Genomic DNA, 12,490 nt, shown 5'->3' with positions numbered 1-12,490 from the left:
CCCTATGCAGTTAAATCCCATGCAGTTGAACCCTACACACGCAGATACCGGGCCTGGCAATGTACATGCCATTGAAAGCTATGCGCAAAACAGCAGTCACACCAGAAAAGGCGCTGCCATCCTGCTGGCCGGTGTGGTCGGTTTCGTGCTCTGGGCCGCCTACGCCCCGCTGGATGAAGGCGTGCCTACCGAAGGCCAGATCAGCATAGAGAGCAACCACAAAGTGGTGCAGCACTTGTCTGGCGGCATAGTCAGTGCCTTGCTGGTGCACGAAGGGCAAGAGGTGCAGGCCGGCGATGTGTTATTCAAGCTGGATGATATGGCGAGCAAGGCGCGCTACGAAGAAGTGCGCCAGCGCTATGCCGGGCTGCGGGCGCAGGAAGACCGCTTGCGCGCCGAGCAGTCGCAGCACAGCGTGATCGCGTTTCACCCTGATCTGCTCGCGCAGCAGCAAGACCCTTTGATACAGCAGCAAATGCGCAATCAGACACAATTGCTGGCCGCCAGGACTTCTGCCCTGGCCGCCGACATTGCCGGCAAACGCGAATCCATCGCCGGATACCAGGCCATGGTGCAGGGTTACCAGGGCATGCTTTCCAGCCACGAGTCACAACTGCGGCTGCTAGAAGACCAGTTGCAAGGGGTGCGCGGCCTGACCGCCGAAGGCTATGCGCCGCGCAACCAGCAGAACGACCTTGAGCAGCGTGTGGCGGCGCTGCATGGCGAGCGAGCCAATACGCAGGCGAATATCATCCGTTCCCAGCGCGCGATCATGGAGTTGCAACAGCAGATCAATCAGCGCAACCAGCTGGAACGCAAAGAGATAGACGCTGAAATGGCACAGGTGAAACTGCAGGTGGAAGCCGATGCGCAAAAGGTGCTGGCGCTGCGCGACGAGCTGGGCCGTACCGAGATCCGTTCCCCGGCATCCGGCCAGGTAGTCGGTTTGCAGGTGCACACTACCGGCGCCGTGATCCAGCCCGGGCAGAAACTGATGGATATCGTGCCTTCTGGTGAGGCATTGATCGTTGATGCGCAGATCCCGCCGCATCTGATAGACAAGATACACACCGGCCAGGCCGCCGACGTTCGCTTCTCCACTTTTGCCAACAGCCCGCAACTGCTGGCAGAAGGCCAGCTGAAATCGGTTTCAAAAGACTTGCTCAGCAAACCTGCGGCGACCGTAGAAGGCAGCCAGAGCTACTACCTGGCCAGGATAGTGCTGACCGAAAAAGGCACTAAAGCCCTGCAAGGCCGCCAGTTGCAACCCGGCATGCCGGTGCAGGTGGTGATCAAAACCGGTGAACGTACGCTATGGGATTACTGGCTGCATCCACTGAGTAAACGTTTAGCCGCTTCAATGAAGGAAGAGTAATGCCCTGGGGTCACCGATTAAACGCGTTATCTGGTTTGGGCCTGTTGCTGTGCGTGCTTATGTGCGGATTAGCTGCGCAGGCGCAAGATGACCTGAATGGCCTGTATCAGCTGGCCGTCAGCCACAATGCCGATTTTCGTGCCGCACTCGCCAATACCGAAGCCGAGCGTGAAGAGCTGACCAAGGCCAAAGCGCTGTTTTACCCCAAAGTGCAACTGGGGCTGATGAGAGGGCGCGGCAATACCGACCGCACCACGCAGACCAGCATAGGCGCGCTCAACTCTGACATCAATTACGAGCTTGAGAACTACAGCCTGACAGTCAGGCAGCCTTTATACAACAAGGAGACCTTCGCCATTTACAGCGGTGCCAAATCCTATGTCACCGCGCAGGAGTCACTGCTGGAACAGGAGAATGCCAAGCTTATCCTCAAACTGGTGTCGGTATACCTGGAGACCCTGTATGCGCAAGAACGGGTGGCCTTGCAGACCAGCAAGCTGGAGGCAGTGAACCAGCAATTGCGGCAGGCCGAGCAACGCTATCAGCGCGGCAGTGGCACGGTGGTTGAGGTGAATGAAGCGCAATCTAACCTGGATATTGCCAGGGTCGAGAAGATACAGGCGGCCAACGACCTGCTTTCCAGCCAGCAAAGCATGCAGATACTGACCGGCACACCGCCTGCACTGTCAGCCGAGCTGATGGTCGATGGCTTGAATACCCTCTCCGGCAGCGAGCACAGTGTAGAACGCTGGATAGAGACTGCGCGCCAGCATCACCCGGCATTGATGGCTGCCAGCCTGGATATCGATGTCGCCAGAAAAGATGTGGAAAAAAAACAGGCCGGCCATTACCCGACGCTGGACCTGGTCGGCGTGCGTTCATACAGCCAGAACGACAGCAACAATACGCTGGGCTCGCGCTTTGATACTTCCACCATCGCCCTGCAAATGAATGTGCCTTTATTTGCCGGTGGCTACGTGAGTGCCAATGTGCGTCAGAGTGCCAGCCGCCTCACCGCCAGTGAAGAGACCCTGACCGCCAAGTCGCGCGAGATCGAATTCAATGTGCGCAAGTATTACCAGAACCTGATCGCGCAGCAGCAATCCATCACCGCTTACCAGCAGGCGGTAAAGTCGGCAAAAGTGGCGCTTGATGGCACGCAAAAAGGCTTTCAGGCCGGCTTTAAAACCAATCATGAAGTGCTGGATGCGCAGCAGAAGTTATTTAACAATCAACTGTCGCTGACCAAGGCATATTACAGCCTGATCAGCGACTGGGTGAATCTGCAATTCAGCAGCGGGCTACTGACGCCGGACACATTAGGCCGGGTCAGCCAGTTATTTATAGCAAAAAAATAAAGTGTGAGCGCAGGGACTATCTTATGAAAAAAATCAGTGTCATGAAAACAATCAAACAAACGGGCTTCACCCTGCTGGAATTACTGGTGGTGATGGTGATCATCGGTTTGCTGGCAGGCTATGTAGGGCCCAAATACTTTGCCCAGATCGGCAAGTCTGAAACCAAGACTGCCAAGGCACAGATAGAAGCGCTGTCACGCGCGCTGGATACTTACCGCCTGGATGTAGGCCATTACCCGAGCAGCGAGCAGGGCCTGGCCGCGCTCAATCGTAACCCTGACAACGAGGCTAAATGGCAAGGCCCCTACCTGGCCAAAGGCGTGCCGGCCGACCCGTGGGGCAGGCAATATCAGTACCGTTACCCTGGCGAGCATGGCGATTATGATGTGTGGAGCCTGGGCAGTGACGGCGTCAGCGGCGGGCAGGATGCGGATAGTGATGTCGGTAACTGGTGATGGCAGTCTGTAGTTGTCAGGCTGTAATTGTCATGGTGCAGCATGCCGGTAAAGAAAGCAGGCAGGCATGAAATTCGAGCTTAAAGTCATGCAAGGCACGCAGGTCAGCTGGCTGTCGCTGGAGGCGGCTGACCAGCAATCTGCGCGCCAGCAGGCGCAGGCACAAGGCTATGGCATCTTGCAGATCCGCCAGGCCGATGGCGCTGGCTGGCTGCCGCAATGGCCATTCAACAAGCAGAGTTTTAACCTGAGCCTGTTCAGCCAGGAGCTGCTGGCATTGCTGGAATCCGGGCTCAGCCTGATCGAAGCGATAGAAGGCCTGGCCGAGAAAGAGCAGCACGAGCAGTCACGTCATGTGCTGACCCGGCTGAGTGTCTCGCTCTACGAAGGCCTGCCACTGTCACAGGCACTGGCGCTGCAACCGCAGGTGTTCAGCGCCCTGTATGTCGCATTGATACGTGCCAGTGAGCGCACCGGCGATATGGCGCAGGCCTTGCGCCGGCATGTCGCCTATCAGGCGCAAGTCGATGCCATCCGCAAGAAGATCATTTCTGCTTCTATCTACCCGGTGTTGCTGATCGTGGTCGGCGGCATGGTGGTGCTGTTCTTGCTCGGCTATGTGGTGCCACGTTTCAGCACTATTTACGAAAGTGGCGGCGATAACCTGCCCTGGGCCAGCCGCATGCTGTTGCGCTGGGGTCAGTTGCTGCAGGGGCATGGTGAATGGGTGCTGATGGGCACCCTGGGCATCAGCGTGCTGCTGTGGCTTATCTTTACGCGCCCGGCCAGCAAGGTCTGGGTCATGCAGCGGGTCTGGAGTATCCCCAGCCTGGGTGAGGCCTTGCGCATTTACCAGCTGGCGCGGTTCTACCGCACGCTGGGGATGCTGTTGCAGGGAGGAATTCCCTTGCTCACCGCACTGGGTATGGTGCAATCTTTGCTGCCGCAAGAGTTACAGCAAGTACTGCAGCGTGTGACCAGTGAAGTGCGCGAAGGCAAACAACTTTCTTCTTCTATGGAAGCGCACGGCCTGACGACCTCTATCGCCAACCGCATGCTGCGCGTGGGCGAGCGCACCGGGCAGATGGATGAGATGCTGGGCCGCATAGGTGTTTTTTATGACGAGGATACGGCACGGCGGGTCGAGTGGCTGAGCAAGTTGCTGGAACCTGCCCTGATGGTATTGATAGGACTGATCGTCGGCCTGGTGGTGGTGTTGATGTATATGCCGATCTTTGAGTTGGCAGGAACCATCGAATGATGGCTCCTCAAAATCAGGGGCGCTATCGAATGATGGCTACTCAAAATCAGGAGCGCCATCGCATGAAGGCAACCCACAGGCAGGAGTGCAATAGCGTGATGGCTACGCAAGATCCGGGGAACATGGAATGAATATGCAGGATCTGCCATTGGCCGGCACAGAAGCGCATGCGCTGACAGCAGACATGTTGTCAGCAGCCAATCGCCTGGCTGCGCAGAGCGGGCGCCCGCTGATAGAAGTGCTGGAAGAATTATCCACATTATCGCCAGATGCATTTGTGCTGGCTTTGTCGCGCCTGATGCACTACCCGCCAGTGACTGCGCTGGACCTGAATGCCATGCAGCCGCTGTTCGACCGCTTGAGCTTTAATGCAGCGGTGGCCATGCAGGCGGTGCTGATGCAGAACCAGGAGGGCCAGGTGAGGCTGGTGATCGCAGACCCGTTTGATCACGGCCTGCAGCTGCGCCTGCAGAATAGCGTGCGCGTGCCGGTGCAATGGTGTCTGGCGCACCGCAACGATATCGCCACCTGTCTGCAGTTCCACGAATCGCAAATGCGTGCGCTGGACCAGATGCACACCGAAGACGGGCCGGGCAGTGAAGACCAGGTGCCGGTAGAACAGCTGTCACTTAAATCCATCAGCGAAGACAGCAGCCCGGTGGTGCGTTTTGTGCGTTCGACGCTATACGACGCGCTCAAAGCCGGCGCCAGCGATATTCATCTCGAATCCACCATACACGGCCTGCGCGTGAAATATCGCATTGATGGCGTACTCAATGAAGTCGGTGGTCTGAGCGGTGTCATGCAGGCAGAGCAGGCGATCTCCAGGATCAAGGTGATGTCGGAACTGGATATCGCCGAACGCCGCATCCCGCAGGATGGCCGCTGCAAAGTGCATGCACTGGGACGCGAGATAGATCTGCGCGTCTCTATCATGCCCAGCGTGATAGGCGAGGATGCAGTCCTGCGTGTACTCGATCGCAAGGCACTCAGTGAAGCGCAGGGCATCAGCCTGGAAGTGCTGGGGTTTGCCCCGGCCATGCTCACGCAGATACGCACGCAGGCCGAGGCGCCGTATGGCATGTTCCTGGTGACCGGCCCCACCGGCAGTGGCAAGACCACCACTTTGTACGGCATGATCTCCGAGATCAATACCGGCCAGGACAAGATAGTCACCATTGAAGACCCGGTCGAATACCAGCTGCCCGGTGTGCTGCAGATCCCGGTCAACGAGAAAAAAGGCCTCACCTTTGCACGTGGCCTGCGCTCCATTTTGCGGCATGACCCGGACAAGATCATGGTCGGCGAGATACGCGATGGCGAAACCGCGCAGATCGCCGTGCAATCGGCGCTGACCGGCCACCTGGTGCTGACCACCGTGCATGCCAATAATGTATTTGACGTGATAGGCCGTTTTACCAATATGGGGGTGGATGCCTATAGCTTTGTGTCGGCGGTGAACGTCATTCTTGCGCAGCGCCTGATACGCGTGATCTGCCCGTTCTGCAAAGTGGACGACCAGCCTGAGCCGGACCTGCTGTTAAAGTCCGGCCTGGATGCCAAGGCCAGTGCTCACTTCAGGTTTAAGAAAGGCCAGGGCTGCGGCCAGTGCCACGGCACAGGTTACAAGGGGCGTAAAGGCATCGCCGAATTGCTGTTATTCGATGATGGCATGCGCGAATTGATAGTCGCCAAAGCGCCTATCAGCCAGATCAAGGCGCTGGCGGCAAGATCAGGCACCCGCAGCATGCGTGAAGCAGGCATGGCCCTGGTGCAGGCCGGTGAAACCACCTTGCAGGAGATCAACCGTGTTACAGCATTATCCTGATCCCGGCATCGATTGCCATTTTGCTGACAGCCGCCGCTGGTGGCAGGCACTGCTTGCGCCTGAGCTGAGGATGGTGGTGAGTTGCGATGCGCTGGAGATATTCAGCTTTGAACGCCAGCTGCGGCCGGGCGGCCCACGCACATTGTTAAGCCATCAACATTACCCTTTGCCCGGCAAAGCGCAGGATGCACTGCCGCCGGAAGCGTTATGGCAGACCTTGCGCGAGGTGCTCGGCCCGCTCACAGGTCAGCGCTGGCATGTGGTAATAGCTCTTTCCGACCAGTATACGCGCTGGCTGGTGCTGCCCTGGCAAGAACAGATACGCAGTGCCGCCGAAAAACAGGCTTATTACAGCCATGGCCTGCAGCAGTCTTTCGGCCTGGAACTGCAAGGGTGGGAGAGTCAGGCTCAGGCCGGCGGCTATGGGCAGAACACCCTGGTCAGTGCCATGCCGCCCGGGCTGGCACAGCAGCTGCATGCATTGTTTGCCGAACTGCGTTTGACACCGGGGGTGATCGCACCGGCCTGGATGCTGGCGGTAAACCAGGCCTTGCATCACATGCGTCAGCAAAAGCTGGCTGATGCAGGCTGGATCATCAGCCGCGAGTCCGCCAGCCTGACCATAGGCTGCCTGGTGCAGGGGCAATGGCAACAGGTACGCTATCTGCCGGTCGATGGGCAATGGCGAGACAGCCTGAGCCAGTATTTGTTGCGCGAACAGGTCATGCACCCGGACTGGGCCGCGTTGCCGGTATATCTGCCACAGGCGCAATGGAGTGGCGTGACCGCCGACGCGCTGGCGCCATTCAGCCTGGTGGATGTGCAACCTGGCCACTGGCTGGGTGCAGCTTTTCACCAGCAATTGCGCAGGAGGCTGGCATGATGCGGCGGCTGTCATTGAATCATGCGCGCGGTCAGGCACCGGGGCCAGGCACGCTGGCGGCAGGGCTGCTATTGCTGCTGGTGGCTGGCGTGCTGGCGGGTGTTTATAGCCAGCTGGCAGGTGAGAATGCAGCCTTGCAAAAGCAGCTGCAGGCGCGGCAGGCCATTATTTCCCCGGCAGGCGAGACCATCAGCAAACCAGATTTGGCCAGCAGGCAGGCGAGCAGCGCAGAGATTGCCGAAGCGCGATCACATATACAGACCCCCTGGATACCCCTGCTGAATACGCTGGAAAAAGTGCAGCAGCCACAGCTGTACTGGATGCAACTGGCACCCGATGCCAAACGCAAGCATATACGCATGACGGTGCTGGCGCCGCATCGCCAGCAGGGCTGGGCATTGGTTGAGCGCCTCAAGCAGCAATCCGGCCTGGCGGACGTGAAACTGAATGCCAGTGAAGCGACCGATGTGAACGGAGTAATGATGACCACCTTGCAGCTGGAGGCCGGATGGCGCTATTGAAACTACAGGTGCAGCGTTTGATTTTTCGCTGGCAGCAGGGCAGCTCGGGGCAGCGCTGGGTGAGCGCCATGCTGGTGGTGGTATTGGCACTGGCGGCGCTATTGGGTCACGCTGTGTTTAAGCGCCATCAATTGCAGCAGGCCTTACAGCAACTGCCTGTGGCTGCAAGGGTCAGCGCCACGCAGATAGTCTCTCCGGCAGCCACTGCGGCAGCTTCTGCCGCCCAGGCGCTGCAACAATGGCCGCCAGAAGAGCAGGCCAACCGCATCAGCGCCGAGATTCTGGCCCAGGCCGATGCCCTGGGCATGATCTTCGAGCGCGCCGAGTTCCAATCTGTCGCTATAGAGCATACGACTTTGCAGATACAACGCATCAAGCTGCCGTTGAAAGGCGATTATCTGCAGGTGCGACAATTCCTCAACCGGGTATTGCAGGCCTACCCCAGTCTGGCGTTAAGCCAGTTCAAACTGCAACGTAGCGATGTGATGCAGACAACTGTTGAAGCCTATATTGAATTCAGTCTGTATACCCGCAGGCGGGAGCCGGCATGATGCGGCGCTGGATCATGCTGGGCGCCCTGGGGCTGACCTTGCTGGCCTGCTGGTGGGTAGAGCAGGCAGAGCAGCCAGCGGCTGTCGCCAGCAGCACTGTCGCTACTCGTGTGCGAGCGCGCATGCCTTTGGCGCAGGCCATGCCGCAGTTGCTGGCAGAACACCAGGCAGCCGCTGCCAAGGCCTTGCCAGTGGCAGAGGAACAGGACGGCGTGAATCTATTTGATGCGATGGTGATACCTGTGGCAGACACAGCCCCGATGGCTGTCGCCGCCGTGCCGGTCAGCCCGTATACCTATGCTGGCCGCCTGCAGGAAGACGGGCGCTGGACGGTGTTTTTGACCGATGGCCGGCAACAATATGTATTACATGAGGGTGACCAGTTCGCTGAAGGCTGGAAGGTGGCGGTGCTGGATCAACAGAAAGTCATTTTGCAGCATGCGGCTGAGCGCTTTGAGATCAGGTTGGATCATGGGTTGGATAATGGGGTGGTGTTTTGAATAAGCAGATCATAAATAGAAAAAATAGCGGGCGCTGGCTGAGCGCACTGGTCAAGCCCTTGTCCCTGTTCAGGCCCTGGCCCATGCCCAGGCTCTGCCTGTGGTTAAGCCCCTTGCTGCTGGTCAGTTGCAGCAATCTGTTCCCCACCGCCACGCCCGGCGATGCCACGCTGGAACAGGCCAGGATCTACGCCGCGCGCGGGCAGGATGATGAAGCGATCAAACTGTTGCAGCCGCTGGTGGAGGCCAACCCGCGGCAACCGCAATATAAAAACTGGCTCACCCTGCTGCAAGAGAAAAAGCTGCAAAAGCAGTTGCAACAGGGCGACAGTCTGCTGGCGGCGCAACAGTACCCGGCAGCAGCGGAGATCTACCAGCAGGTGTTACAGGCTGCGCCCGGCAACCGCGCCGCCAGTGACGGCTTGCAAAAAGTCGCCATCATGCAGAAACATGCAGCACAAATGGAGCTGGTCAAAACCGCCATTGCCGCAGAAGACTTTGCCGGCGGCGAGTTCTTGTTACGCAATGTGCTGGCCGAGCAGCCTGCACATGTAGAAGCCCGCAAACTGTTCGAGCAACTGGAACAGAAAAAAAGTGAGCGCGTGGGCATAGTGCGGCCGGTGCAATCGTCGCTGAAAAAGAAGATCACGCTGGAGCTGAAGAACACGCCGGTTAAAAATGCCTTCGAGTACCTGGGCAAAGCCGCCGACCTGAATTTTTCGTTCGACCAGGAGTTGAGTGAAGGCATACGTGTCAGTGTGTTCTTGCGCGATACACCGATAGAGCAGGCGCTGGACGTCATACTCACCAGCCACCAGCTAGGCAAGAAAGTGCTGAATCAGAACACCTTGCTGATCTATCCGCTGTCGCGAGCCGCGCAATATGAAGAACTGTTTGTGCGCAGTTTTTACCTGAATCATATGGATGCCAAGCGGGCATTGAACCTGATGAAGACCGTATTGCGTGCCAGCGACCTGTATATAGATGAGAAACTGAATACGCTGGTGATACGCGATACCATGGACAGGATCAAGGTCGCCGAGAAACTGATCGCCTCGCAAGACCTCAACGAGCCTGAAGTCATGCTGGAAGTGGAGGTGATGGAGATCAACCGCCGCAACCTGGAGAACCTGGGCATACAATACCCCAGCCAGATCGGGGTCGGCGTGCAGGGTAATGCCCTCGGTAATACCAACGGCACCCAGCCGCAGGCAGGCAAGCTGTCGCTGACAGAGCTGCGCAATTTTAATGGCAACCTGGGCGTATTCACCATCAATGACCCGGCCATCGTGCTCAACCTGTTACATCAGGACACCGATACCAACCTGCTGGCCAGCCCCAAGATACGCGTGAAAAACCGTGACCGCGCGAAGATCCATGTCGGCGACAAGATCCCGGTGTTGACCAGCGTCGCCAGCGCTCAGGGCTTTGTCAGCCAGAATGTGAACTATATTGAGGTAGGCATCAAGCTCGATGTAGAACCTGTGATACAGATGCAGGATCAGGTCAGCATCAAGGTCGGCATGGAGGTGAGCAATATCACCGACCAGGTGACCACCAGTACCGGCGTGCTGGCTTACACCATAGGCAGCCGTAACGCCAATACCACCTTGCAGTTACGCAATAACGAGACGCAGATCCTGGCTGGCCTGTTCCGCGATGACGAACAGAAGACGCAACGCCGGGTACCGGGGCTGGGCAGCCTGCCCTTCATAGGCAAGCTGTTCAGCAACAATAATCAGGACAAGCGCAAGAACGAGATCGTGCTGCTGATCACGCCACGCATCATGCACAATATCAGCCCGGCCAATGCGGTGTATAGCCTGATCCCATCCGGGGTGGCGGCCACTGCCAACCCGGTGTCTGCAGGTGGTGCGCGCACGGTGCAGGCGGCAGAACCGCTGGCGCCACCACAGGTCACGCCGCAATCTACGCAAAACATTAATGCACGTACAGATGGCGGCTTTGGTGCGCAGATCATGAACAGCACCGATACCGGCACTGTGCAGCCATAGGCCGGTGAACAGCATGATGATGTCAGTGCCACGCAGCAGCAGGGGATTCACACTGGTGGAGTTGCTGGTGACGCTGGCGCTGCTGGCCTTGCTGGTGACTTCGGCCAGCCCGGTGGTGCAGCTGAACAGCAAGCGCGAAAAAGAGCGCGAACTGAAACGCGCCTTGTGGCAGATACGTGATGCGCTGGATGCCTATAAAGACGCAGTCGACCAGGGCCTGATCAAGAAGACTGCCGACGGTAGCGGCTACCCGCCCAACCTGAGGATACTGGTGACCGGCGTTGAAAATGCAAAAGACACGAAAAAGAAAAAAATGTTTTTTTTAAGGCGCATCCCGCGCGACCCGTTCGCCCCTGATGTCACATTGAGTAACGCCCAGACCTGGCACATACGCGCTTATGACGGTGGCGTGGACGAGATGGCCCAGGATGTCTATGACGTGGCTTCCCGCTCGGGTGCTATCGGCATCAACCAGCAGCCATACAGTGAGTGGTAACAGATGAGACGCGGATTCACCCTGATAGAGATGCTGGTGGTGCTGGCTATCCTGGCCATGCTGCTGACTATCGTCAGCCCTAAATTCATGCATATGTTGCAGCGCTCCAAGGAAACCACCTTGCGCCATGACCTGCTGACCATGCGCGACGCCATAGACAAGTTCTACAGTGATAAGAACCGTTACCCGGAAGTCCTCGAAGAGCTGGTAGAGCGGCAGTACCTGAAGGCCATTCCGCCCGACCCTATGACCGAGCGTAACGATACCTGGGTGATCACCTTGCCGCCCAATATAGACGAACAGGGCAGCGTATTTGATGTGCACAGTGGTTCCAGCCAGCTTTCCGGCGATGGTACGCCTTATGCCATCTGGTAAACATGCGCGCCTGGGGTTCGTGCTCATAGGCATGTTCATGCTGGTGATGCTGAGTGGTCTGGTCATGGCGCAGGCGGCCATGCGCTGGCAGACCCAGGTGTTACGCGAAAGGGAGCAGGAGTTGATTCGCGTCGGCCTGGCCTACAGAGACGCCATCGGCCGTTATTACAACCAGACACCGGGGTTGGTGAAGACCTTTCCGCAGACCTTGGAGCTGTTGCTAAATGATGCGCGTTTTCCCAGCCCGCGTCGCCATTTGCGCCGGCCATATCTGGACCCGGTCACGCAGCGTGAAGGCTGGGGCATCGTTGAAGCCCCCAGTGGCGGCATCATGGGCATATACAGTTTGTCGGATAAGCCGCCGTTCAAGACCAAAGGTTACCGCGGTGAGCTGCAGCATCTGAATAACAAACGCTATTACGGCGAATGGTATTTTGTCTATATGCCGCCTGCCATCTCCGGCCAGAATCCGCTTTAAGCGGCGCAGTCAGTTCTTTACTGCCCAGTCATCCTTGATCTAGTCATCTTTAACCAGCCATGCCCGTGTACCCGCGGCCATATGACACTTTTTCAGCCTTAAATGTAAATATAAGTTAAAAACATGAGGTTTTTTGCTTTGCCAGCGATGAATATATGTAAGCGCGATAAAAGGAAATATTCCTCATGTCAATGGGTGTTTTTCCCGATTTTTCGTATTTGTAGGTAAAAGGCTTGATTTTTTGACTATTGGAGTGGTTTGTGGACTTGGTACCTGACATCGTAGATTTAGTGCTGTATCTGCTGGGCGTGCTGTCGGTGGTGGTGTGGGCCATCATCATTATCAAAAGCTGGGCCTGGTACAAGTCACGCAATGAGGCTACAGATTTTCTGTC

General features: G+C 57.5%; 13 protein-coding genes. All 13 read left to right on the top strand.

Going from position 1 to position 12,490, the window contains the following annotated elements:
• Positions 1-4 precede the first annotated feature (4 nt).
• The 13 genes from ACT6RZ_RS12045 to ACT6RZ_RS11985 all read left to right on the top strand — a co-directional run bounded on the left by ACT6RZ_RS12045 (position 5) and on the right by ACT6RZ_RS11985 (position 12,096).
• Complete coding sequence (locus ACT6RZ_RS12045; RefSeq protein WP_444702344.1) at positions 5-1,375, top strand: HlyD family type I secretion periplasmic adaptor subunit; 1,371 nt, start codon at positions 5-7, stop codon at positions 1,373-1,375.
• A 59-nt stretch (positions 1,376-1,434) separates the two neighbouring features.
• Positions 1,435-2,733 (top strand): TolC family outer membrane protein, encoded by a 1,299-nt coding sequence (locus tag ACT6RZ_RS12040; protein ID WP_444702343.1) that lies wholly within the window; start codon positions 1,435-1,437, stop codon positions 2,731-2,733.
• 23 nt (positions 2,734-2,756) lie between these two features.
• Positions 2,757-3,188, top strand: coding sequence for a type II secretion system major pseudopilin GspG (gene gspG, locus ACT6RZ_RS12035; protein ID WP_444702342.1), 432 nt, complete (start codon positions 2,757-2,759; stop codon positions 3,186-3,188).
• Positions 3,189-3,255: 67 nt separating this feature from the next.
• The gene (locus ACT6RZ_RS12030; RefSeq protein ID WP_444702341.1) at positions 3,256-4,449 is read left to right on the top strand and encodes a type II secretion system F family protein; all 1,194 of its coding nucleotides are present in this window, start codon (positions 3,256-3,258) and stop codon (positions 4,447-4,449) included.
• Between the two features lie 127 nt (positions 4,450-4,576).
• On the top strand, positions 4,577-6,277 hold the full coding sequence (locus tag ACT6RZ_RS12025; RefSeq protein ID WP_444702340.1) for a GspE/PulE family protein: 1,701 nt from the start codon (positions 4,577-4,579) through the stop codon (positions 6,275-6,277).
• Positions 6,258-7,160, top strand: a complete 903-nt coding sequence (locus tag ACT6RZ_RS12020) for a hypothetical protein (protein WP_444702339.1) — start codon at positions 6,258-6,260, stop codon at positions 7,158-7,160. Before ACT6RZ_RS12025 ends, ACT6RZ_RS12020 begins: the two co-directional genes overlap by 20 nt.
• Positions 7,157-7,681 carry a hypothetical protein gene (locus ACT6RZ_RS12015; protein WP_444702338.1) on the top strand — a complete coding sequence of 175 codons (525 nt, stop codon included), beginning with the start codon at positions 7,157-7,159 and terminating at the stop codon, positions 7,679-7,681. Before ACT6RZ_RS12020 ends, ACT6RZ_RS12015 begins: the two co-directional genes overlap by 4 nt.
• Positions 7,669-8,232 carry a hypothetical protein gene (locus ACT6RZ_RS12010; RefSeq protein ID WP_444702337.1) on the top strand — a complete coding sequence of 188 codons (564 nt, stop codon included), beginning with the start codon at positions 7,669-7,671 and terminating at the stop codon, positions 8,230-8,232. The genes ACT6RZ_RS12015 and ACT6RZ_RS12010 overlap by 13 nt, the downstream gene beginning before the upstream one ends.
• Entirely contained in the window at positions 8,229-8,732 is a 504-nt protein-coding gene (locus ACT6RZ_RS12005) for a hypothetical protein (RefSeq protein WP_444702336.1), read from the top strand. Before ACT6RZ_RS12010 ends, ACT6RZ_RS12005 begins: the two co-directional genes overlap by 4 nt.
• Positions 8,733-8,815: 83 nt before the next feature.
• A complete protein-coding gene (locus tag ACT6RZ_RS12000; RefSeq protein ID WP_444702423.1) occupies positions 8,816-10,747 on the top strand; it encodes a type II and III secretion system protein in 1,932 nt (643 codons plus the stop codon).
• A 16-nt stretch (positions 10,748-10,763) separates the two neighbouring features.
• The gene (locus ACT6RZ_RS11995; protein WP_444702422.1) at positions 10,764-11,243 is read left to right on the top strand and encodes a prepilin-type N-terminal cleavage/methylation domain-containing protein; all 480 of its coding nucleotides are present in this window, start codon (positions 10,764-10,766) and stop codon (positions 11,241-11,243) included.
• 3 nt (positions 11,244-11,246) lie between these two features.
• Positions 11,247-11,618: a type II secretion system protein gene (locus tag ACT6RZ_RS11990; protein ID WP_444702335.1), complete on the top strand. Its 372-nt coding sequence runs from the start codon at positions 11,247-11,249 to the stop codon at positions 11,616-11,618.
• Entirely contained in the window at positions 11,605-12,096 is a 492-nt protein-coding gene (locus tag ACT6RZ_RS11985) for a type II secretion system protein (protein WP_444702334.1), read from the top strand. The genes ACT6RZ_RS11990 and ACT6RZ_RS11985 overlap by 14 nt, the downstream gene beginning before the upstream one ends.
• Positions 12,097-12,490 lie beyond the last annotated feature (394 nt).

The sequence above is a fragment of the Methylophilus sp. genome (assembly GCF_052437885.1).
Classification (GTDB): domain Bacteria; phylum Pseudomonadota; class Gammaproteobacteria; order Burkholderiales; family Methylophilaceae; genus Methylophilus.
The sequence above is the reverse complement of the archived record's forward strand: the minus strand, read 5'-3'. Positions and strand labels throughout refer to the sequence as shown.